Origin of the sequence: Streptomyces sp. 1331.2 (assembly GCF_900199205.1) — a bacterium.
GTDB lineage: Bacteria > Actinomycetota > Actinomycetes > Streptomycetales > Streptomycetaceae > Kitasatospora.
On sequence record NZ_OBMJ01000002.1, the window covers coordinates 419,083 to 439,940 of the forward strand.

General features: G+C 71.9%; 19 protein-coding genes and 2 pseudogenes. 11 read left to right on the forward strand and 10 right to left on the reverse strand.

Going from position 1 to position 20,858, the window contains the following annotated elements:
* Nucleotides 1–71 precede the first annotated feature (71 nt).
* A complete protein-coding gene (locus CRP52_RS34905; RefSeq protein ID WP_097240845.1) occupies nucleotides 72–758 on the reverse strand; it encodes an isochorismatase family protein in 687 nt (228 codons plus the stop codon).
* Nucleotides 759–956: 198 nt separating this feature from the next.
* Here CRP52_RS34905 and CRP52_RS34910 point away from each other — a divergent pair, with 198 nt between their 5' ends.
* From CRP52_RS34910 to CRP52_RS34925, 5 genes are all read left to right on the forward strand, one after another.
* Entirely contained in the window at nucleotides 957–1,817 is an 861-nt protein-coding gene (locus tag CRP52_RS34910; RefSeq protein ID WP_097240846.1) for a LysR family transcriptional regulator, read from the forward strand.
* Nucleotides 1,818–2,329: 512 nt separating this feature from the next.
* Nucleotides 2,330–3,502 (forward strand): hypothetical protein, encoded by a 1,173-nt coding sequence (locus CRP52_RS34915; protein WP_097240847.1) that lies wholly within the window; start codon nucleotides 2,330–2,332, stop codon nucleotides 3,500–3,502.
* Between the two features lie 228 nt (nucleotides 3,503–3,730).
* Nucleotides 3,731–4,144, forward strand: a complete 414-nt coding sequence (locus CRP52_RS34920) for a hypothetical protein (RefSeq protein ID WP_143685911.1) — start codon at nucleotides 3,731–3,733, stop codon at nucleotides 4,142–4,144.
* A 169-nt stretch (nucleotides 4,145–4,313) separates the two neighbouring features.
* On the forward strand, nucleotides 4,314–4,475 hold the full coding sequence (locus tag CRP52_RS38740; RefSeq protein WP_179853132.1) for a hypothetical protein: 162 nt from the start codon (nucleotides 4,314–4,316) through the stop codon (nucleotides 4,473–4,475).
* 156 nt (nucleotides 4,476–4,631) lie between these two features.
* A complete protein-coding gene (locus tag CRP52_RS34925; RefSeq protein ID WP_097240849.1) occupies nucleotides 4,632–5,033 on the forward strand; it encodes a DUF3592 domain-containing protein in 402 nt (133 codons plus the stop codon).
* A gap of 201 nt (nucleotides 5,034–5,234) precedes the next feature.
* Here CRP52_RS34925 and CRP52_RS34930 read toward each other — a convergent pair whose 3' ends face one another.
* From CRP52_RS34930 to CRP52_RS40970, 7 genes and pseudogenes are all read right to left on the reverse strand, one after another.
* The gene (locus tag CRP52_RS34930) at nucleotides 5,235–5,801 is read right to left on the reverse strand and encodes an SRPBCC family protein (protein WP_257033204.1); all 567 of its coding nucleotides are present in this window, start codon (nucleotides 5,799–5,801) and stop codon (nucleotides 5,235–5,237) included.
* Nucleotides 5,802–5,869: 68 nt separating this feature from the next.
* Entirely contained in the window at nucleotides 5,870–7,216 is a 1,347-nt protein-coding gene (locus CRP52_RS34935) for a carotenoid oxygenase family protein (RefSeq protein WP_097240850.1), read from the reverse strand.
* A gap of 63 nt (nucleotides 7,217–7,279) precedes the next feature.
* A complete protein-coding gene (locus CRP52_RS34940) occupies nucleotides 7,280–7,720 on the reverse strand; it encodes an SRPBCC family protein (protein WP_097240851.1) in 441 nt (146 codons plus the stop codon).
* 72 nt (nucleotides 7,721–7,792) lie between these two features.
* The gene (locus CRP52_RS34945) at nucleotides 7,793–9,244 is read right to left on the reverse strand and encodes an MFS transporter (RefSeq protein ID WP_097240852.1); all 1,452 of its coding nucleotides are present in this window, start codon (nucleotides 9,242–9,244) and stop codon (nucleotides 7,793–7,795) included.
* 51 nt (nucleotides 9,245–9,295) lie between these two features.
* Nucleotides 9,296–9,751, reverse strand: a complete 456-nt coding sequence (locus CRP52_RS34950) for an SRPBCC family protein (RefSeq protein ID WP_097240853.1) — start codon at nucleotides 9,749–9,751, stop codon at nucleotides 9,296–9,298.
* A gap of 243 nt (nucleotides 9,752–9,994) precedes the next feature.
* Nucleotides 9,995–11,371 carry a helix-turn-helix domain-containing protein gene (locus CRP52_RS40145; RefSeq protein WP_257033205.1) on the reverse strand — a complete coding sequence of 459 codons (1,377 nt, stop codon included), beginning with the start codon at nucleotides 11,369–11,371 and terminating at the stop codon, nucleotides 9,995–9,997.
* 845 nt (nucleotides 11,372–12,216) lie between these two features.
* Nucleotides 12,217–12,699 (reverse strand): annotated as a pseudogene (locus CRP52_RS40970) (AAA family ATPase); the annotation flags it as partial.
* A 340-nt stretch (nucleotides 12,700–13,039) separates the two neighbouring features.
* Here CRP52_RS40970 and CRP52_RS34960 point away from each other — a divergent pair.
* Nucleotides 13,040–13,750 carry a hypothetical protein gene (locus CRP52_RS34960; RefSeq protein ID WP_143685912.1) on the forward strand — a complete coding sequence of 237 codons (711 nt, stop codon included), beginning with the start codon at nucleotides 13,040–13,042 and terminating at the stop codon, nucleotides 13,748–13,750.
* 171 nt (nucleotides 13,751–13,921) lie between these two features.
* Here CRP52_RS34960 and CRP52_RS34965 read toward each other — a convergent pair whose 3' ends face one another.
* The gene (locus CRP52_RS34965) at nucleotides 13,922–14,341 is read right to left on the reverse strand and encodes a hypothetical protein (RefSeq protein ID WP_097240855.1); all 420 of its coding nucleotides are present in this window, start codon (nucleotides 14,339–14,341) and stop codon (nucleotides 13,922–13,924) included.
* A gap of 464 nt (nucleotides 14,342–14,805) precedes the next feature.
* Here CRP52_RS34965 and CRP52_RS34970 point away from each other — a divergent pair, with 464 nt between their 5' ends.
* Nucleotides 14,806–15,183, forward strand: coding sequence for a copper chaperone PCu(A)C (locus CRP52_RS34970; RefSeq protein WP_097240856.1), 378 nt, complete (start codon nucleotides 14,806–14,808; stop codon nucleotides 15,181–15,183).
* Nucleotides 15,184–15,211: 28 nt separating this feature from the next.
* Nucleotides 15,212–15,589 carry a hypothetical protein gene (locus CRP52_RS40150; RefSeq protein ID WP_101948343.1) on the forward strand — a complete coding sequence of 126 codons (378 nt, stop codon included), beginning with the start codon at nucleotides 15,212–15,214 and terminating at the stop codon, nucleotides 15,587–15,589.
* Nucleotides 15,590–15,704: 115 nt separating this feature from the next.
* Here CRP52_RS40150 and CRP52_RS40155 read toward each other — a convergent pair.
* Nucleotides 15,705–16,124 (reverse strand): annotated as a pseudogene (locus CRP52_RS40155) (transposase); the annotation flags it as partial.
* A gap of 274 nt (nucleotides 16,125–16,398) precedes the next feature.
* Here CRP52_RS40155 and CRP52_RS34980 point away from each other — a divergent pair.
* Genes CRP52_RS34980 through CRP52_RS34990 form a run of 3 tightly spaced genes read left to right on the forward strand, consistent with a single transcriptional unit; the run spans nucleotide 16,399 to nucleotide 20,221 of the window.
* Entirely contained in the window at nucleotides 16,399–18,339 is a 1,941-nt protein-coding gene (locus CRP52_RS34980) for a LodA/GoxA family CTQ-dependent oxidase (protein WP_097240858.1), read from the forward strand.
* Nucleotides 18,339–19,505 carry an NAD(P)/FAD-dependent oxidoreductase gene (locus CRP52_RS34985; protein WP_097240859.1) on the forward strand — a complete coding sequence of 389 codons (1,167 nt, stop codon included), beginning with the start codon at nucleotides 18,339–18,341 and terminating at the stop codon, nucleotides 19,503–19,505. Before CRP52_RS34980 ends, CRP52_RS34985 begins: the two co-directional genes overlap by 1 nt.
* On the forward strand, nucleotides 19,502–20,221 hold the full coding sequence (locus CRP52_RS34990; protein WP_097240860.1) for a hypothetical protein: 720 nt from the start codon (nucleotides 19,502–19,504) through the stop codon (nucleotides 20,219–20,221). The genes CRP52_RS34985 and CRP52_RS34990 overlap by 4 nt, the downstream gene beginning before the upstream one ends.
* The last annotated feature ends 637 nt before the right edge of the window (nucleotides 20,222–20,858 follow it).

Consider the following 20,858-nt stretch of genomic DNA (forward strand, 5'->3'; position numbering starts at 1 on the left):
CGTGAAACTCAAGTCGCTGAAGGACGGGTTCGCCCAGCCCGGGCCGGACGGCCCGGGGCGGGCGAAGGGGTTCAGGCCAGCCGGCCGCGGGCCTCGGCCCACTTGACCTCGGCGCCGGCGCCCTCGGACCCGGTGGCCTCCGCCTGGGCGCGGGCCACGGACTCCATGACGGCGGCGTAGCCGGGGCTGACGCTCGCGTAGATGCCGCCCCAGGCGGCCCAGTCCTCGCGGGCCCAGGTCTTCTGCAGCTCGGCCGCCACACCCAGGACGTCGATGACCTTGACGCCCGCACGGCTCAGGCGCTCGATCGAGATCCGCTGTGCCTCGTCGGAGTACGTGCCGGAGGCGTCGATGACGGCGTACACGTCGTATCCCTCGGCGAGGGCGGCCAGCGCGGGCTCGACGACGCAGACGCTGGTCATGATGCCGGCGATGAGGAGGGTGCGGCGGCCGGTCCGCGCGACGGCGCTGCGGAAGCCCTCCACGTCCCAGGCGTTGATCTCACCGTGACGCTGGACGTAGGTCGCCTGGGGGGCGTTGTCGAAGACCTCGGGGATCAGCGGGCCGTTCGGGCCCTCGGGGACGGACGCGGTGGCGATCACCGGGGCGCCGGCCAGGGTGGCGGCCTTGGCCAGAACAGCCACGTTGTTGCGCAGCTCGTGGATGTTGGTGTGGTTGACGATCTGCAGCAGACCGCTCTGGTGGTCCACCAGCAGAACCGCTGCGTCGGCGGGGTCGATGAGGCCGTTGTTCGACATGACGTCTCCTTGCTTGGGGCGGGCATCCGGCAACGGGCCGGAGGCCTTGGTTCACCGGCAGCTCCCTCGCTGCCGACGACCTCTTCAACCTCGTGCCACCGCCACCGCTTCCCATGTCGAGGAGATGGCTTGAGATGACGGTAATCTCTGTCGGAGATAGCCTGGAGTCAGCGGGCCCGGAGGGGGTACGGAGGCGAAATGGATCTTCGACAGATGGAGGTCGTCGTCGCGGTCGCCGAGGAGGGCGGCTTCAGCGCGGCGGCACGACGCCTGCACGTGGTGCAGTCCGCGGTCTCCACCACGGTGCGCACCCTTGAGCGCGAGCTGGGCGCACCGCTCTTCCACCGGACCACCCACCGGGTATCCCTCACCCCGGCCGGCCAGGCGTTCCTCCCGGCCGCCCGCGCCGCACTGCGGGCAACCGAGGAAGCCCGCGCCGCCGTCGACCTCGTCAAAGGAGAGCTGACGGGAGAGATCACGATCGGCGTCATGCAGGGCCTCCACACGGGCCTCGCCCAGGCGCTGGCCGCCTTCCGCCACCAGCACCCACAGGTCACGCTCAGGCTTCGCCAGGCACCGGCCGACGACATCCTGCAGGCACTGCGCGACGGCACCACGGACGTGGCCGTCGCGGCACTGGACCGCCCCCAGCAACGAGGACTGGCCACACGCGTGCTGAAGGAGGAGGAGATGGTCCTGATCACGGCACCGGGCCGCGCCATGGAAGGCGAGCGACCGGTCACCCTCGCCGAGGCCGCCGCCCTGCCACTGGTGGAGTTCCCCGCCGGCTGGGCCATCCGGCACTCGGTCGACCGGGCCTTCCGCGCGGCCCTCGTCGACCGCACCGCCACCTTCGAGGTCAACGACATCCTGGCCGCCACCGACCTGGTCCGCCAGGACCTCGGCGTGTGCATCATGCCCGCATCCCTGGCCGCCCGCTTCCCCGACCTCATGCCCCACCACTTCACCCCACACGCACCCACCTGGAAGGTGATGGTGGTACACCCCCGAGGGCAGGTGCATCCAGCCGTCACCGCCCTGCTGCGTCACATCGAGTAGGCGCCGGCACGGCACCCGGCAGGCCGAACACGTCGGGCTCGTCTCCGTGGATCCGCGAGCTTCCTCGGGAGACGCCGACGTTGCCCGCGCCCGTGATCGCGGAACGGACCGGCCGGCAGCGCGGGATGACCATCCTTGCGCAAGCCGCGCAACCGGCGCTGTGACGCTGTGACGTGACGACCTGCCGCACCCGCCCGCGGCGCCGCGATTCACCCCGGGGGTGAAGGCGGCGTCCGAGCCGATGCTGTCCGGCGCGCTGACGTCCATACGTCGGCCGGAAGGTCGGCTACAGCATCCGGCGAGGACCAGGAACCCCGATCCCTCCGGGGTGCCGTGTGCGGGGCGGGAGGCGTTCGGTGCGGCTCCCCGCTCGTGGATTCAGGGCGAAAGCATGTCCATCATGGCAGGTCAGCGCCGATTTTCGTAGGACGGAACCCACAGTTCGCGAGGCTTGTCCGGTCCGTCCCCCGCCTCTCAGAATCTCCTTCGTGCGTCATCCGGAGACAGGGGGAATGGTGACGATCGATCACGACGCGGTGCTTCGGGCCCGCGTGCTGCTGCTTGGCTCCGGCCGGCGGAGTCGGGCCGAACTGGTCGGCGCGTACCGGGTTCTGGCCGAGGTGAGTCCGAAGGCGTACGTGCCGAAGTTGGTCGATGCCCTGCTCGCGTTGTGGTACGAGAGCCGGGATCCGACGGTGGACGTCGCGCTGGCCGCCGAGGCTTCCCAGGCCGCTCGCAGGATGGAGGCCGGGGCGCCGGACCGGGCGGAGCTGTTGTGCCGGGCCTTGGACGCCTACCAGGCTTCCTTGTTCGCCCTCGGGCGCAGGGTGGAAGGACGCGCGATCTGTGCGGAGCTGGCCAGGGCCGGACGAAGCAAGCCTCTGGCGAGTGTTCTGGCCGAGGAGGGGTGCTTCAGGGAGGCTGCGGAGCTCGACGAAGAGGCCGCCCGGAACGGAATCCCGGAGCACTCCTTCTGGAACATGGTGCGGTGGGCGGCGAACCTGGAGGGCGCCGGCCTGCACGACGCCGCATCGACCGTCTTCCGCAGGCTCCTTGAGGAGACCCGGCGCGAGGCGACTGAACAGCGCACCGCTCTGGCGATACTCACCTGGGAGTCGGTTCACTTCTCCCGGATGCGGGAGACCGTCGGGGATGGGGCGGGTGCTGCGGTCGCTCGGCGAGAGGCCCTGAGTGTCCTGGAGGAGCTTGCGACCACAGGCGAGCCGAAGAACTGGAGTTGCATCCTGGGGTGGTGGAGGACGCTCTTCGTCCTGTCGGGGCGGGCAGCCGAACCCGCCGCGAGCCCCGAGTCCCCGATGCCGCCGTTCGGCACGGGGCTCGGATGGTCGCGCGACGTGCGGGACGGTTTCCTCGGTATGCTGCCGGGCCTCGAAGCAGAGGCGGCGAGGCTGCGCGAGACCGACCGGCTGCCCGAGCTGGTCGACGTCCAACGCAGGATCAGCATCCGCGCGGCCGTCCGCGAAGGCGACCGTCCCTACCTGTTCCAGGAGCGGTTCACACCGTACTTCGACGAGGGGGTGACGCTCGCCCGCCGCCTTCCCGACGATCCCGCACGCCTCGCCCGCGCCCTCACCGACCGGTCGATGTTCTTCGCCGCGGCACGATCCTTCGAACCCGCGCGGGCCGACTTCGCCGAAGCGGTCGCCCTCCTCCACGACCGCTGATCACGCCGCCCGGTCGCCGCGGTGTTGGCGGTACCGGACCCCGGGCTGAAGCCAGGGCGGCGTCGTTCGGAGGAGCTGTCCGGGTTGATACGGGTTCAGATGGCCGGGGTGGCTCATGTGTCAACCCCGTCACTCGGACAGAGGCCGACCCAGGGAAGCTATTGAACGCGTTCAAATATGCTGCGAGGATGATGCTCCTGCTGGAGCTGCCGAAGAGGTCGAGTGGCCATGGATGCCGTGCTGAGAACCGAGAGCGCCCTGGCGTGGTTCGTTCGGGCCACCGTCCGCTATCTGTTCGCCCTCGGCTGTGGATGGAGTGCCGCGGCCGGTGGTTTCGCGCTCTGGCTGGCACATACCGGTGAGTTCTCCGGACCGGAGTTCCTGACCGGCTTCATCGAGCTGGGGCTGGTCCTGTTCGGGTGGTTCGGCGTGCCGTCGCTGCTGCTGCTCCTCCTCTTCGCGTCGAAGCGGGAGAGCGAACTCCATCGGCCCGTCGTCACCGTCCTGTGGTGCGGGCCGCCGATGTTCGTGCTGTTCGTCAGCGGGTGGGCGCTGATCGGCATGCTGTTCCAGATCGGCTGCGCGGCCTTCCTGCTGCCCGCACCGCGCCTGCGGATCATCCGCCGACCGCCCCGCCCCTGATGAGGAGCCCACGCCCGCTGACGGCCGAGGCAGCGTCAAACGGTGTCATCGAGCCCCGCCGGGTTTCCGGTCGTAGTCGGGCATGCGCTGCCGAGGCGGACGAACGTCGCTTCACCGTTCGCGGCAGAAGGCTGAACGGAGGCAAGCAGGGCCTCCGGGTGCTCATGAGGTGTCGAAGCCCTGGCCACGGCAACGGAAGACCGCGCCCGCCCGCTTCCTCGTCGACGGCAAGCAGGCCCACTGCATCGCCTTGGTCAAGGGGTCGGTGCTCGGTGGCCCGGACCGGTACGGCCCGCGGACGGACCCCGAGACCGTGGAGCACCGTCGCTGATCCGCTTCCGGCAGCACTGAGCCACGGCCACGATGTCATTGGGCCTGCGCCGGTGGCACACCCGCGGCCCGAGGAAGCCGAGCGCGCCGCGTATGCTGCACGCCCAGCCGTTGGCGACCCCTGCCTGCGGCCACCGAGCACCGAGCAGGCGGAACCATGGTCGACACCGGAGCCCTCTTCACCGGCGCAGTCGGGACCGCTGCCTGGGGGGTCGCCGCCTATCAGGCGGCGCGTCAGTGGCAGGCCGGCGCGGGGCGCCGTACCAGCGGCATGATCACGCGCATCAGCGCCGCTGGGCGCGGCGGCAGCTCCTGCACGGTTCAGTTCATGGACGAGTCCGGTACTCCCCGACGCTTCGAGACGAACGTCCGCGGCCAGGTCGGAGAGACGGTCCGGGTCGGGTATCCGGCCGGGAAGCCGCAGCGCGCCCGCAGGGTCGGCGGCCTCGCCCCCTGGGGATTGCCGATCATGGCCACGGCGGTGGGCGGCGTGTTCCTCTGGGTGTCCGCGTCGCTGCTCGGCTCCGGCGGCCTGCCCCACGTGCTGTCGGGGCGCTGAGAGGCCGTAGAAGCGCCGGCTGCAGCGTGCCGGCTTGCCGGGCAGGGGCCTTGTGCCGGCTGCCGTCGTGGTTGCCGGGTGGTGCTGGTCATCGGCCCGGACGCCGTTCGCGGCGAGGATCAACGGAGTGCGGGAGTCGCCCGCACCGCCTCGGCCCGGACCGGGCGGCTGCCGGTTCCGGGCCGAGGAAGGTGGGCCGGGTTACCGGGTGGCCTGTGCCTCGGCCTCGTGCTTGAGGTTGGTGACCCAGTGGTGGAGGGAGGTGTCGAGGGCGGCCTGGAGCACGGCTTGGTTGGCGGTGACCGGCTCGCCTGTCCAGGACTCCTCGGTGTGGACGAGGACGCCGTCGCGGGTGGGGGTGAAGGTCCAGACGTGGACGGCGGTGATGCCCTGGGCGGGGCCGCCCCAGACGAGGCGCTTGCAGGGGATGACCTGCTTGACGGTGGAGGTGATGTCGAGGCCCTCGGTGCTCCAACGGAACACCGAGCCGGGGCGCAGGCGTCCGGGCGTGTCCTTGGTCATCCTCTCGACGTTCGGCTGCCAGGTGGGCCAGTTCTCGACGTCGGTCTGGATCTTCCAGACGGTGTGCAGCGGGGCGTGGATGAGGATGTCGGTGCGGGTGATGACCGGGGCCTGCTGGTCGATCTGCACGTTCGCCTCGGCCGCTGCGGTGGGGCGGTCGGTGGTGAGGGCGGAGGCGGCGGTGGAGGTGGTGAGCAGGAGTGCCACGGTGACGGCCGCGGTCGTGGCTGCGGTGAGTGTGCGCAAGGCTGTGCTCCTTCGTGGAGAGAGGGGGTACCGGGCGTCCCGGGGCGGTGCTCGTCCCCGGGCGTTCGTCACCGGGTGCTGTCGGGGATCCAGGAGCCGTGGATGCCGGCGGTCACCCGGCGCGGGAGGTGGACGGTGGCGATCCGGTCCAGGCCGGCGGCGTCCAGGACGAGCAGCCGGGAGGCGTCCTGCTTGAGGTCGGAGACCACGGTCAGCAGGTAGCCGTCGTCCTCCCGGGTGCCGCCGGCCGCGGGGACGAACACCGCCTCGCTGGGCAGCCGGGCATCGCCGGCCTGGTGGATGCGCCGCTCGCCGGTGGCACGGTCGTACTTGACGATGCCGTACCCGCCGAAGCCGTCCTGGTCGGGGAAGGAGACCGCGTACTGGTAGCGGTTCTCCAGGCCGAGGTAGTCCTCGTTGAGGGTGGGGAACTCGATGGCGAGGTCGTCGATCACGCGCTCGTCCACCCGGCCCGCAGCCAGGTCGACGACCCAGCGCCGGTTGTAGGAGCGGGCGTTGGGCTCGCTGCCGCGGCCGGGGGCGCCGACCCACCAGTTCCAGGACAGCCGGAAGCCCTCGCGGTCGACGGTCGGGCCCTCCAGCACGATGCGCCCGTCGGCGTCCTCGTAGGCGTTGGCGACGTGCAGCATGTTCCCCGGCTCGATCGGGAACCAGCGGACCGCGGCGGCGCCCTGCGGCCCGCGCGGCATGACACCGATCCGGGCGGGCTGCGCGTCCTGCCAGGAGTACGGGATTCCCGAGTGCTCGGCGGGGTCGAAGGTGACGGTGCCCTCGACGAAGACCACGTGGTTGCGGGTGACGGCGAAGTCGTGCTTCAGCGAGGCGGTGGCGCCGGGGATCTCGGCGCTGTGGGTGATGTGCCCGTCGGAGTCGGCGACGTAGTAGAGGAGGAACGGCGGGAAGGGCGAGGAGCCGAAGAAGTGCAGTTCGCCGGTGACCGGGTCGCTCTTGGGGTGGGCGGTCATCGCGCTGCGCAGCTTGCCGGCGAAGTCGAACGGGCCGACCGTCTCCAGGTCCGTGGTGAGCTCGAACGGGAAGTTGGCCTCGCACAGGGCGAGCAGCCGGCCGCCGTGCTCGATCACGTGGGTGCCGGCGGTGGAGGCGGTCAGGTCCGGGCCGTTCTCCGTGATGTACGGGGCGCCGTCCAGCGCGGGTGTGCGCACCCAGCGGTTGCGGTACCACTCGGCGCGGCCCTCGCGCAGCCGGATGCCGTGCACCATGCCGCTGCCCTTGAACCAGTGGGTGGGGGTGACACCGGGCTTCGGGTTGTGGCTGTTGCGGACCAGGCGGCCGGTCAGCTCGGGCGGCAGGGAGCCCTCGACGGTCAGTTCGGTGGCGGTCAGTTCGTCGGCGGCGGGGGTGTAGTGGCCGGTCAGGAAGGGCTTGTCGGTCATGGTCGGTTCCTCAGGGGTCGGCGCGGTGGTACCGGCGTCACGGAGCGTGGCGGTGGCGGATCGTCAGGAGCGGCGCTCGGAGCGGTTCTTCAGGCAGGTGAGCCAGTCCTCCAGGGACGTGCGCAGGGCGGCGCCGAGCTGGTCGGCGGCGGCTTCCACGGGGGCGCCGCTCCAGGACTCCTCGGTGCGGACGAGCACCCGGTCGCCGGCGCGCTCGAAGGTCCACACGTGGACGCCGTCGATGCCGTGCGCGGGCCCGCCCCACACGATCCGGGCGCCGGGCACCAGCTCGTGGACGGTGGAGGTGATGTCCAGCTCGTGGGTGCGCCAGGTGAACGAGCTGCCCTCGGCGAGCGGGCCGTCCAGGCGGGCCTGGTCGATGTCGGTGTTCCACACCGGCCAGTCGCCGATGCCGGTGTGCAGGGCCCACACCCGCTCCAGCGGGGCGTCGATCTCGGTGGACAGGCGGACGATGACGGGTGCGGTCTCGTCGATGGTGGTCATGGCGGGGTTCCTCTCGGTCGGTGTGTGGCGGATTGCCGGGGGGCTGGCGGGAATCGCCGGGGGAGGGGGTGGTCAGTGCGGGCCGTGAACGGTGGGCCGGGCAGCGGGGTTCGGGGCGTCGGTGGGGTCGGTGAAGTCGGTGGGAGTGCGCCGGGTCAGGCGGGCCGCGAGCAGGGCGGTGGCGGCCAGGACGGCGGCGGAGGCGGCGAAGGCGCTGCGGTAGCCGGAGGTCAGCGCCTCCGGGTCGGGCCGGTGGCCGCCGGCGTGGGCGGTGACGGTTCCCGCGACGGTCGCGAGGACGGCGAGCCCGACGGCGCCGCCCACCTGGCGGGTGGTGTTGACCAGCCCGCCCGCCAGTCCTGCGTCCGCGCCGGTGACCCCTTCGACGGACAGGGCGGTCAGCTGCACGAAGGCGATGCTCAGACCGACTCCGACGAGGAGGCTGGGGCCCAGGACGTCGGTCGGGAAGCCGCCGTCGGCACTGATCCGGGACAGCCACAGCATCCCGGCCGCCTCGGCCAGCAGGGCCCCGACCAGCGCGGCCCGGGTGCCGACCCGGCGGGCGAGGGCGGGGGCGAGTGCGGCACCGGCCATGTTGGCACCGGCGAGCGGGAGTTGGCCGAGGCCCGTGGTCAACGGGTCTTCGCCGAGGACCTGTTGCTGGTAGAGCGGGAGGAAGTAGAACAGGGCGATCCAGGTTGAGCCGAACAGGCCCATCAGCAGGTTCCCGGCCGCCACCCTCCCGCCCGCGAACAGACGCGGCGGAACCAGCGGGGCCGCGGCGCGGCGCTCGATCCGGAGGAAGACCAGCGCGAGTGCGGTGGCGGCACCGAACGCGGCGAGGACCCGGATGTCGGTCCAGCCGTCGCGGCGGGCCGTGGTCAGGCCCCACACCAGGGCGGTCACGGACATGGCGCTGGCCGCGGTGCCGGCGAGGTCGAAGCCGACTCGGTCGGCGGGAGGGGTGGACGGGACGAACGTGAGCGTCGCCACCAGGACCGCGAACGTTCCGATCGTCACCGCATGGAAGATCCACGGCCATCCCCACGCCCGGGTGAGCACCCCTCCGAGTACCACTCCCGCCGCACCTCCCGCACCGGACACCGCGCCCCAGACCGCGAGCGCCCTGGTCCGGCCGGGGCCCGGCGGATGGAGGTCCATGGCCAGGGCGAGTGCGGCGGGGGCGATCGCCGCCGCGCCGACGCCCTGCGCGGCGCGGGCGGCGATGAGGACACCGGGTGAGGCGGCCAGCGCGGCGGTGGCCGAGGCAGCCCCGAACGCGCCCAGGCCGACGAGCAGCACCCGGCGCCGGCCCAGGAGGTCGGCGGCGCGCCCGCCGGCCGGCAGCAGCGCGCCGAAGGCCAGGCCGTAGGCGTTGACCACCCACGTGGTGGCGGCGTCGGAGAGCCCCACGCCGTCCCGGATCTGCGGCAGCGCGACGTTGACGATCGAGGTGGCGAGCATGACGGTGAACTGGCCCGCGGCCAGTACCGCGAGGACGGCGCCGGGAGGCGGTTTGCGCATGGGGGGCTCCTGACGGGCCGGTGGGTGGGGGACTGGGGCGTCCGGCGGCGTTCAGCGCGGGGCGCGTTCGGCAGCGGACCTCAGATGGAGGAGCCACTGGAGCAGGGACTGGTCGAGCGCCTGCCCGATGCCTGCGGGATCGGCTCGCACGGGCGCGCCGTCCCAGGACTCCTCCGTGGCGACGAGGGTCGCTCCCGCCGAGGGCGTGAGCCTCCACTGATGGATCGCGGTGATGCCCTGGGACTGCCCGCCCCACAGGATCAGGCGGGGCGCCTCGACCGCGTACACGGTGGAGGTGATGTCCAGTCCGGCGGTCCGCCAGTGGAACACCGCGCCCGGCGTCAACGGGGTCAGCGCCCGGGCCTCGGTGATGTCCGGCTGCCACGACGGCCAGTCGGGCACGGAGGCCAGCAGATCCCAGACGGCGGGGGCCGGGGCGCTGATCGGCAGTTCACGACGGGCGAGGACCGCAGCGGCCCGGTCGATGCCCGAGGGCGTGTTCTTCATGGGCCCGAGTCTCGTCCGGCAGGCCCCACGCCCTCATCGGCGAAAGTCGCCTAGGCGACTGCCTAAGTCGCCCGGACACCGATACCGAGACGCGCAGCGGTATCGCCCCGTACGACCCGACGGGCTGACGGCACAGCACGGAACCTCGCGCGGCCGACGTCGTCCGCGCTCCCCCCGGGGCGGCGTCGAGGGACGGCCGCGTCCCGGACAGCAGGCCGTCACCTGGCCGGCAGGACGGGCTTCCTAGGTCGTCTGCCCGACAACGGCGGCGAGCTGGCGGCGGGAGGTGATATCGAGCTTCTTGAAGACGCTCCGGAGGTGGGCGTCGATGGTCCGGGGGCTGAGGAACAAACGGTCGGCGACCTCCCGGGAGGTCGCGCCGGTCGCTACCAGCCTGGCGATGTTCAACTCTTGACCGGTCAACGCCTCCATCCCCCCGAGCGTGGCGGACCTGACCTGCTCGCCGGCGGCGACCAGCTCGACCCGGGCCCGTTCGGCGAACCCCTCCGCACCCGTCGCGGTGAACAGCCCGTGGGCCGCGCGCAGCGCGTGGCGCGCCTCCAGGCGACGGCCGTCCCGGCGCAGCCACGCCCCTTGGTGCAGCAGGGCCCGGCCGTGCCACAGGCGCAGGCCGGCGGCGTCCAGCCGTGCCACGGCCTCGGCGTGGAGCGGCTCGGGGTCGTCGGACAGCAGGGCGGCGAGGTGCGCGCGCACGCCGAGCGCCCAGTCGGTGTTCGCGGCACGGGCGTGGTCCGACAGCCGGGCGAACGCCTCGCGGGCCGTATCGTCCTCACCGCAGCGCAGTGCCGCTTCGACCAGTTCGGGCAGGGCGAGGCTGGAGGTCCCGAGGTCACCGTCGGTCAGGGCCAGCCGGGCCGAGGCCAGCGCCGTGCGGTGGTCGGCGGTCCCGTTGGCGTGGAGGGCCGCCGCCGCGTGGGCGGTCGCCGTCAGCATGCCTTTGCGCCGCGCGTGGGACTCGGCCAGGACCCGGGCGATCAGGGGTTGCGCCTCGGCGGCGCCGCCGCGCAGCGCGGCGGCGAACAGTCGGCCGTACCAGTGCCGCGGGACTCCGGTCACGTCGGCTATCGCGTCGGCTTCGCTGTTCAGAGCGGAGGCCGTGAGCAGGTCGCCGCGCTGGACGGCTGCCATGGCCTGCATCCAGAGCCCGACCGGGAGGATCATCAGCGTTCCGTCGGTCCGGGCGCTGTCGACGGCACGGGTGGCGAGTTCGTCCTCCAGGGCGACGTCCCACAGCTCGATGGCCAGCAGAGCGGCGAGCGACAGGCGGCGCGTCCACAGCGGATCGGTGACGTCCGACAGCAAGCGCAGCAGCCTCGGGACCGCTGCGAGGTCGTCGTCGAGGTAGGCGACGAGCGCGTCCAGCAGTTCGTCGGCCGTGGTGCGGTCCCCCGTCGCGGCAGGGGCGCGCCGGGCTGCTTCCAGGGCGTGGCGCGCGGCGGCGGAGACGCGGCCGACGACAAGCCCCGCCTGCAGGGCGTCGAGCAGGTGGAGCCGGCCCCGGGCGGGATCGAGAGCGGCGGCCCTGATGAGGTGGCCGACCGCGTCGGCCGCGCCGTCGCGGAAGAACGCCGCCCGGCCGCGCAGGAGTTCGGCCTCCACCCGGCCCGTGCCGTCGATCGGGCCGCTTTCGGCCGCCTCGACCAGCGTGATCGCGTTCTCGAAGGAGCCGGCCTCCAGCGCGGCCCGCGCCGCCTTGAGGCTTCGTCCGGCACGCAGGCGCGGATCGGCCGTGAGGGCCGCGGCCTGTCCGAGGAAGGCCGCCTCGGCGGCGGCACCGCCCCTGCCCGCGCGCGCTGCGCGCAGCGCAGCAGCTCGGCCGCGACGTCCTCGTCGGGGCGGGGCGCGGCCTGGGCCCGGTGCCAGGACCGCCGGTCGGGCGCGGTCAGCGGGTCGGTGGCATCGGCGAGTGCCGCGTGGACGCGGCGGCGCTCGGCCGGCGACGCGGACGTGTACACCGCGGAGCGCACCAGCGGGTGCCGGAACCGGGACTGGCCGCCCAGCTCGATCAGGTCCGTGGCTTCGGCCTCCGATCCGGCTTCCGGCGCCACGTCCAGGTCGTCGGCGGCCCGCCACAGCAGGCCCGGATCCCCGGTCGGCTCCGCGGCCGCGACGAGGAGCAGCGTGCGCGCGCCGTCGGAAAGTTGGGAGATGCGTTCCTGGTAGCTGCGCTCGATGCGGTTGGCGGGCGAGACCGGAGCGGGCAGCCCGTACCCTCCGGCCAGACCTGCGGGGCCCAGGCGGCGCGGCAGTTCCAACAGGGCGAGCGGGTTTCCGCGGGCCTCCGCGAGGATCCGTTCGCGCACCCGCTCGTCCAGCGGGCCCGGGAGGCGGGAGGACAGCAGGGTCCGGGCCGCCTGGTCGGGCAGCCTGGACAGCGTCAGCGCCGTCAGCCCTTCGAGTTCCGCGACGGCGTGCGGGTCACGCACTCCGAACACGATCGCCACCGGCTCGTCCGCGATCCGCCGGGCCACGAACGCCAGCACCTGAGCCGACGCCCGGTCCAACCACTGCGCGTCGTCCACGACGCACACCACCGGCGCCTCGGCCGCGGCATCGGACAGCAGGCCCAGCAGGCCGAGGCCGACGGTGAAGCGGCTCGGTGTGCCACCGTCCCGCAGCCCCATGGCCACGGCCAGGTCCTCCCGGTGCGCGGAGGGCAGCCGCTCGATCCGGTCGTGCAACGCGTGGGTGAGCTGGTGCACCGCCGCGTAGGCGAACTCCGCTTCGAACTCAGCCCCGTTCACCCACAGCAGCCGTACGCCCTCGACCCCTTCGGTGACATGACGCAGCAACGTGGTCTTGCCGATACCGGCTTCCCCGCGAACGACGGCCGCCCCGCCCCGCCCCGCTCGTGCGGCGGCGACCAGTTCAGCGAGAGCGACGCGGTCGGTGGGCGGGAAGTACTCGGAGCCGGTCACAAGAGCCACGTCGGAATCATGTCATGCCCTCTGAACTCGGCGGATACGCCGAGTCGTGGACAACCGCGCCTTCCGTCCGACCGCCGACCGGTCGACGGCCGAGGACGTCAGGGCCCCACCTTCATGGAGGCGTGGTGCCTTCGCGACAGGATCGTTGCCGAAGGAGGCTCGCTCCGGCCACGGCTGCTCGGCACTGGCGACCGCGGCCGCCGAACTGCCCGTCCCCACGTCGGGCCGGTGGCCTCCATCGACCGCCCCTCGTGCACCGGCTGGAGGAGGCGGCGTGAGAGCGCGAAAGGGCCTATGTGGGAGAGTACGTGGCGATCACGAATCCTGGGGGGTGGGATCAGTGCGCACACGTCACTGCGCGGTGGTGGGGATCGTTCTGGCGGTTCTCGGGGTGTCGGCCTGCGCGGCCGACCGGAAGGCCGGGCCGGAGGCAGCCGCGACCTCCGGCCCGGTGGCAGCGCCCAGGAACCTGCGCGAGGGCCTGCTGACCCAGGAGCGGCTGCCCAAGGGGTTCCGGCTGACCAAGGTGGAGGCCGACCCGACGTCGACCGCCGCTTCGACCACGCCCGTCCCCATCGCCTCGCTTCGGTGTGACGAACTCGAGGTCGACTCCTTCATGACGAGGCACGCCCCACCCTTGGAGAACGTGGCGGCGGACCTGGAACGGACGCCGACCGGCGGCGAGGGCGACGGCTGGTTCGGCCGGGAGCTGCTCGACCGCTACGCGCCAGGCCGAGCGGCCGAGGTCATGGACGCCATCCGCGGTGCCGCGAAGCGCTGCGCCTCCTTCACCACCACACTCACGGACGGCACGAAGATCCGGGAGACCGCGTCCGTCACGCCGGCCGGGGTGCCGGCCGACGACAGCCTCCTGATCCACTTCACCTCGACCTTCCCCGGGGCCTCGAAACCCTTCGAGAAGGTCACCGGTTTCGCCCGCCAGGGCGACGTGATCCTCGTGGTGCAGCACTCCTCCAGCCATGAGCCGTCCACGGACACCCAAGAGGTCCTCGCCGCCGCCGTGAAGTCGTACCGTTCCGCCGGCGGCTGACGCCGCGCGCCCCGGTCCTCCATCTCCGAGGTCCCCCAGAGCGGGAACCAACGATCGTTCTTGCACGCCGCCGTCGCTGCTCCGTGGGTCCTGATCGCCGAGTACAACGCGGCACTGCAACGCGGGGGCAACAGTGCCGAACTATGTCCGGCGAGGGGCCGGCGGGTGTGGTCAGGCAGGTTGACTGGTGCGGGTGAGCGCGTGGGTGAGGAGGCGGATGGCGGCTTCGGCGTCGGCGAGTTCGGCGTCGGTGGGCAGGACGGCCCCGAAGGAGCGGCCGCCGGGGGCGTCCAGGGCGCGCCAGTGGAGGACGGGTGCGAGGTGGCTGCTGGCGTCGGCGAGGAACCAGGCGAGGTGGCCGTGGGTGCGGGCGACGGTCAGGGCGAGGGCGGCGAGGGCCTCGCGCAGCGCGGCGAGCCGCTCGATCCGCGGCAGCGCTTCGTGGGTGCCCGCGGGGCCGACGGCGCCCGCGAGAGCTGCGGCCGTCTCCCGGGCCAAGGCCGCGTCGGTGGCGGTGAGCTGCCATGTTCCGTCGGTGAGCTGGAGTTCCGCCTCGTCGACGACGCGGTCGACCGCTTTCAACATGCCCATGGCGTGACCCTATCGGCGGGGCTGTTCGGGGGAAATGGGATCAGCCCGCCGGGGTGTGACCTGTTGGCGTGCGTGGGGGTGGTTCGGCCCTGCAGGCCGGGCTGTCTGGACCTTTGGTTGTGCCATCGCCGCTCGCGCGCGGATCGTCGGCGGCCAGGTCCTCCCGGGCCTGCCGACCTCCGCCTGACCCTGCGTCCGCTCCGGCTGCCGCTACCTCATGCTGCTGACCTGCGGTGGCCACCTTTGCTGGCACAAACCGCCATCCGTCCCGGTGACCCATCTCACCGGATGTTGATCAGTCTCAGCGAGGTTTGTCCGGAGATCCGGCGGGCGTGTACCGGATCGGGTGATCTTCCCTGGCCTCGCCTTGTGTGATGGGCCCGTCACTGGATGTGCTGGCGAGTGCAGGGCCGACCACCGGCCCTCCGAAGAGGAGCTGCACTTCATGAAGATCCCTGTGAGCACTGACGTCACGGTCCGGGACAAGTCCGCCTGGGTCCGCTGGCTGCCCAACGCCCTGCCGGCGGCCGGCTACATCACGCTGGACAACTCCTCGGACCAGCGCCTCGACATCACCAAGATCACGAGCCCCCGATTACCAGAAGATCACGATCTACCAGACCACCACCGAGAGCGAGACCTCGAAGATGGTCAAACTGGACAAGGTCACCCTGTCCGCCAAGGGCGGCTTCGCCTTCACGCCGGGCGAGCACCACCTCATGCTGGAGAAGCCGACCCGCCTGATCAAGCCCGGCGACAACGCCAAGATCGTCTTCTTCCTGAGCGACGGCAAGGTCTTCAAGGCCCGCATCCCCGTGCGCACCTCCCCCGAGCTGTACTGACCCGCCCACGCACCCAGGAGAGCCGGACATGACCGTCTTCCACCTCGACCTCGGCGACAACCGGACCGAACCGCTGGACTCCGTCGCCCAGCTCGAACTCATCAACACCCCCGTCGACCTCGACACCTACCTCTCCGGTGACTACCGGGCCCCCGTGCCGCTGTGGGGCAGCGTGGTCCTCACCCGCGGCGACGACCGCCACGCCGCCACCACTCAGTGGGTCGAGGACGTCGAGAACACCGCCACCCACCAGGACGTCGTCCTCATCGCCGGCGACCCCGCCGACCCCACCTCCCGCCGCGTCCGCCTCGCCGACGCCTGGGCCAGCGCCACCTACCACCTCGACGAGGACGACGACCCCGACGCCTTCGCCATCACCTTCGCCGACATCACCGTAGAGAAGTAACCCACCCCACCCACCAGCAACGCAGGGCGGGCCCGTCACAGGCCATGGGCCCGCCCGCGTCAGCGAAGGGCTGCCCGCCTCGCTGCGCCTCCGCCTGGCCTGCTTGCCGCCAGGGTCGTCTCGCGCCGCCGCGGCCCTGGATGCTCGCCGCAACGACGTGGACGGCCGGGAGCAGGCCGAGGGTGTCGGTGACGATGAACCTCTTGCGGCCCTTGACCTTCTTGCCCGCGTCGAAGCCCCTCCAGGCAGCGGGACGGTGTCGGCGGTGCGGACCGACTGCGAGTCGATCAGGTCCGCACTCGGCTCTGCGTCGCGGCCATCGGCTTCACGGTGCCACCACGTGAAGTACCAGTACACCGTTGGCCACGGGGCGAAGTCCTTCGGAAGCTGTCGCCAGGCGCACCCGGTCCGCACCACGTAGAAGATCGCGTCCACGATCCGCCGCCGCGGATGCTTCTCCCCGCCGCCCGCCCTCCGGACCCACCCGCGGCGGCGAGAGCAACGGCTCCACCAGCGCCCACTGTTCATCCGTCAGGTCCGACGGATACCCGCCCCAACACGGCTCACGGTGAGCACGGTCTTACCGCTCACCGGCTCCTCCGCACCCAAGTGCTCGGCGGCGTCATCAACGAGTACGGATACGCGGCCTGACCAGCAGCGACCGGTTTCCGAACGGCACAGGATTCCCGCCTCACTCTCCCGAGTGGTCATGCGTGTCCCTCCAATCGGATCAGAGCCTCCTCCCATAGTGTTTGCGAACGAACCTTCGGCTCGTAGCCGGATCCCCGGAATTGGAGGCACCGAGCCAGATGACCGACGAGATCGTCCGTGCTGCGATCCACCCCGCCATCGGAATCGCCAGAGTCGGAAACTCACTGGAGGAGTATTACACCGCACCCGAGGTGCCCGACCCCGCGCCGCAGGACCCGGGCTTCTACAAGGACTCCGCCGGCGCGATCAAACGCGAGGCGGCGCGCTTTCGGGTCTACGGGTACAACGCCCTGGGCGAGGTGGTGGCCGAGCTGACGGCGGACAACGCCGATATCCGCTGGAGCGCGCACCTGGCGAACAAGAAGGCTGCCTGGTACCAGTTCCAGCTCGCTCTCGACATTCCCGACGCGGCGGGCGCCAAGGCGTCCGAGCTGCGTAACAAGGAGATCACCGGCGATCTCCGAAAAGACCTGATCATCGACCCGGGCCCGATCAGCATCAGCGGGAGAAATCTCTCAGGCCCCGACTTCCACTTCCGCGACGGCAAGTTCATGGGGAAGGAGGTCTATCTCGGGGAACTGCGCACCGACGAGGACGGGCACCTGCTGGTGCTCGGCGGCTTCGGCCAGTCGGCCTCCTACAACGGCAAGCCGATCACCACCTACGCCAACAACGACGGCTGGCACGACGACATCGGCGACGGCCCGGTCACGGCGACCGTCACCGTCGCCGGCCGCGCTCTGCCGGTCGACCCCGCCTGGGTCCTGGTCGCCCCGCCCAACTACGCCCCCGCGCTGAAGGGCATCCGCACCCTCTACGACCTGCTGTACGACGTGTTCGTCTGCGACGGATCGCTGCCGTTCCCGGACAGGGTCTCCTTCGCCCGCCACATCGCACCGGTGCTCCAGCGCTTCACCGATCATCAGTGGGTCAACCACGGCTTCGCCGGGTACTACGGACACGACGGCCTCGGCCAGGTCACCACCCCGCAGATGCTGGCACGGCTCAGCAGCAACGCCCCCACCCGCCGCGCGCTGCGCCGGCAGGTGTTCAACGCGCTGCGCGACTTCGGGCGCGACGGCGCCTCGCCCGTCCCCTGGCCCTGGCTGTACGGGGATGCGATGGCTATCCCGCCGCGCTCGCCGCTGCACCACATGGCGTTCTCCCCGACCCAGTACCGGATGTTCCAGTACTGGGCCGACGGCGACTTCGAGGACGACTGGGGCACCCTCGGGGCCACCCCGCCGCCCCGGACACTTGCCGAGGTGCGCCTCGCCGAGCAGCCGGCCGCGCTCGACCGAGCCGCACTGGACTTCTGCCTCGCCGACGCCTTCCACCCCGGCTGCGAAGTCACCTGGCCGATCCGGCACCCCTCGATGTACATGGCGCCGTTCCGGATCCGCCACCGCCCGGCCGACCGGCCCGAGCCCTCGTACGGCACGGTCCTCACCCCCGAGACCGCGCTGTCGGTGAACGGACCGCTGTACGCCCAGGCGCCGGGTGACCTCTCCCGGTGGATGGCCGTCCCGTGGCAGAGCGACACCGCCAGCTGCCGTTCCGGCTACGAGCTGTCCCTGGGTCCGCGCCACGACCCGTACCTGCCGACGTTCTGGCCGGCCCGGGTCCCCAACCACGTCCTCACCGAGGACGACTACCAGGTGGTCGTGGACGAGACCCGGCCGCTGGCCGAACGCACCGAGGCGTTCGAGCGGCGGGCCGTGTGGCTGCGCGGACTGCGCGGGCAGAACACCGACCAGCTCAACCAGATGATCGACGACTGGTACCGGCTCGGCATCGTCGAAGTGCGCGAGGGCGCCAAGGACTTCCCCGACCGGATCCAGGTGGAGTCCAGGCCCTCCATCGACCTCGAAGGCGTTCCGCTCACCCAGAACCTGGTGACGCTGCACGTGCCCCAGGCCGCAGACCCGGCCCTCGCGTCGGTGGCGGTCAACCAGGCGATCTCGGTCAGCGGTTACACCGCCGAAGAGGTGACGGCCGGCTTCATCGACAAGGTCGCGCCCTTCCGCGACAACGCCTGATGACCGGTCGGCGCACCGCCGCCGGCCGCCACTACGACGTGGTGGTCGCCGGCGGCGGACCGGCGGGCGCCGCCGCCGCCCTGACCCTGGCGCGCGCGGGCCGGACCGTCCTGCTCACGGACGCCGGGAACGGCCCGCCCAAGCTCGGCGAGGCCCTGCCCTCGGTGGCCAAGGTCCTGCTCGCCGACCTGGGCGCCGGTCAACGGCCCGTCGTGGCCGGCCACCTGACCTGCTACGCCAACCTCTCCGCCTGGGGATCGACCGCCCTGCGTCACACGGACTTCATCAACGACCCGAACGGGCCCGGCTGGCACCTGGACCGGGCTCGATTCGACCGGTGCCTGCGCGAAGCGGCCCGCTCGGCCGGCGCCGAAGTGGCGGAGCACACCACAGCACGTCCGAAGTCCCGCGCCACAGACGGGTGTTGGTCAGTCGCACTGCGCGGACCAGCCGAGCAGCGGATGGTCCGGTGCAACTGGCTGGTGGACGCCAGCGGCCGCCGGCGGGCGGTAGCCTCCGTCGGCCGGGCCGCCGCTCAGCGCACGGACGGCCTGGTCGCCACCTGTATGGACCTGGCACCCGACCCCACGGGCCGAGCGGGCGAGACCTGCTCGCTGGTCGAATCCGCCCAGGACGGCTGGTGGTACACCGCGCTGCTGCCCACCGGCCGCCGCCTGGTGGCCTACTTCACCGACGCCGACCTCGCCCCGCCCGCACCGCGCACCCGCTCGGACTTCGCCCGGCTGCTGCGTCAGACCCGGCACGTCGCGGCCCGGGCCGGCGCCCACCCGCTGCCCACCGACGCGACTCCGCGGCGGGCCCCCGCCCACTCCTCGCACCTCGACACTCCCACCGGCGACGGCTGGATCGCCGTCGGTGACGCCGCCACCGCCTTCGACCCGATCTCCTCCCAGGGCATCCTCACCGCCCTGCACACCGGTATGGCCGGAGCCTCGGCCCTGGCCGCCCACCTCGACGGCGACGGCCAGGCGCTGGAGTCCTACCGCGCCCAGGTCGCCGCGATCCTCACCGCCTACCGGCGCAACCACCACACGGTGTACAGCCTGGAAAGCCGTTGGAGCGACCGGATCTTCTGGCAGCGCCGGCACACGTCCCTACCGCATCCCTCCGCACCACAGCACAGCGTCCAAAAGGAGTTCGCATGACCACCCGTCACGACCACGAGCACGAGGACCCTTCGGTCCACTCCTTCATCTTGTCCGGCCGGGACACGGTCTTCGGCTACCACCTGGCCATGTTCGGCATGGCCGAGCACCGCTACCAGGTCGTGGTCGAGTACGACCTGCCCACCGACATCGTCGACATCTACCTCAAGGACCAGGCGGACCGCCCGGCCAGCTGGCACGCGGTGCGCAACACCGAGGACATGGTGCTGCCTCCGATCGGCGACGGCTCGGTCACCGAGTACCCGGCCCGCCTCGACCGGGTCACCCAGACCGGCAACGGCGAGGACCGGATCTGGGAGCCCATCTCGGGCGGCTTCACCGCGCGGGTCAAGCGGGTGCTGAACTTCCGCCGGTTCAGCGAGGAGCCCTTCCCCGCGCACCTCACCTACCTGCTCTACGGCCAGGGCAAGGAGGCTCACATCGCCCACCGCCTGGTCCGGCGCCCCCACTTCGAGCAGATCTTCACCCTCCGGCAGGTGCCCGACGGCGTCAAGGCCGACGATCTGGCGAACGCCGTCGAGATCACCATCCCCTCGGTGCCCGACAACGGGCACGACGGCCAGCCGTGGACCACCAGGCCGCTGTCCGACGGCAGCTACCCGGCCATGCTCCACCGCGGCAAGGCAGCCCCCACGCCGATCACACTCGACCTCGGTGACGAACGCTGGTGGAACATCACCACACTCAACGCCTGACGAGGCAGGGCCATGCACACCGATCCGCTGTCCCGCTTCCACGACGTGCTCACCCACTCCTGACCGGCTACTCCACAGTGGGAACTGCCGGCCTTCCGGATCGGGCACCACCACCCGATCCGGAAGGCCGGGACCAGCGCGAGAACTGGCCGATCCGCAGCCATGTCTCGAAGCGGTCCCCAGAACTGGGCGCAGCTGCGCGGAGCCGTTCACCTTGACGGCGGTGAAGCCGGCGTCGACCCGGGCCTGGGCGAGTTCGGCGACGGCACCGGTCGTGGGTACGTGAGCGGTGCGGGATGCGCTACGACGGATGCGGATCGAGACGGCGTCGAAGAACAACCCAGCGGACCTGATCAACATCGCGCTGGAGAAACCGGTGGACCGGGCTGGAGATCCCCCGGTTCTCGACGCTGGACGCGATGGCCTCCACGGTGCGGGGCCAGGTGAACGGGGAGATCCTGGCCGGGATCCGGGGGGTGCCCGCGCGCCGCTCGCAGGCGGCCAGCTGCCGGCGGAACCGGCCGGTTTCGGCCGCGTCCCATGGGCAGGTCCGCTCGGCGAGGACCGCCTGGGCCGCGCGCGCCGGGCGGACCCAGTGCCCGTTGGCGCCGAGCTCGTTGGCGTAGATGCTCTCCAG

What these genes read in the sequence shown, in the direction of transcription:
- CRP52_RS34905 (WP_097240845.1), bottom strand. Translation starts at nt 758, where the DNA reads ATGTCGAACAACGGCCTCATCGACCCCGCCGACGCAGCGGTTCTGCTG.
- CRP52_RS34910 (WP_097240846.1), top strand. Translation starts at nt 957, where the DNA reads ATGGATCTTCGACAGATGGAGGTCGTCGTCGCGGTCGCCGAGGAGGGC.
- CRP52_RS34915 (WP_097240847.1), top strand. Translation starts at nt 2,330, where the DNA reads ATGGTGACGATCGATCACGACGCGGTGCTTCGGGCCCGCGTGCTGCTG.
- CRP52_RS34920 (WP_143685911.1), top strand. Translation starts at nt 3,731, where the DNA reads ATGGATGCCGTGCTGAGAACCGAGAGCGCCCTGGCGTGGTTCGTTCGG.
- CRP52_RS34925 (WP_097240849.1), top strand. Translation starts at nt 4,632, where the DNA reads ATGGTCGACACCGGAGCCCTCTTCACCGGCGCAGTCGGGACCGCTGCC.
- CRP52_RS34935 (WP_097240850.1), bottom strand. Translation starts at nt 7,216, where the DNA reads ATGACCGACAAGCCCTTCCTGACCGGCCACTACACCCCCGCCGCCGAC.
- CRP52_RS34940 (WP_097240851.1), bottom strand. Translation starts at nt 7,720, where the DNA reads ATGACCACCATCGACGAGACCGCACCCGTCATCGTCCGCCTGTCCACC.
- CRP52_RS34945 (WP_097240852.1), bottom strand. Translation starts at nt 9,244, where the DNA reads ATGCGCAAACCGCCTCCCGGCGCCGTCCTCGCGGTACTGGCCGCGGGC.
- CRP52_RS34950 (WP_097240853.1), bottom strand. Translation starts at nt 9,751, where the DNA reads ATGAAGAACACGCCCTCGGGCATCGACCGGGCCGCTGCGGTCCTCGCC.
- CRP52_RS34965 (WP_097240855.1), bottom strand. Translation starts at nt 14,341, where the DNA reads ATGGGCATGTTGAAAGCGGTCGACCGCGTCGTCGACGAGGCGGAACTC.
- CRP52_RS40150 (WP_101948343.1), top strand. Translation starts at nt 15,212, where the DNA reads ATGACCGTCTTCCACCTCGACCTCGGCGACAACCGGACCGAACCGCTG.
- CRP52_RS34980 (WP_097240858.1), top strand. Translation starts at nt 16,399, where the DNA reads ATGACCGACGAGATCGTCCGTGCTGCGATCCACCCCGCCATCGGAATC.
- CRP52_RS34985 (WP_097240859.1), top strand. Translation starts at nt 18,339, where the DNA reads ATGACCGGTCGGCGCACCGCCGCCGGCCGCCACTACGACGTGGTGGTC.
- CRP52_RS34990 (WP_097240860.1), top strand. Translation starts at nt 19,502, where the DNA reads ATGACCACCCGTCACGACCACGAGCACGAGGACCCTTCGGTCCACTCC.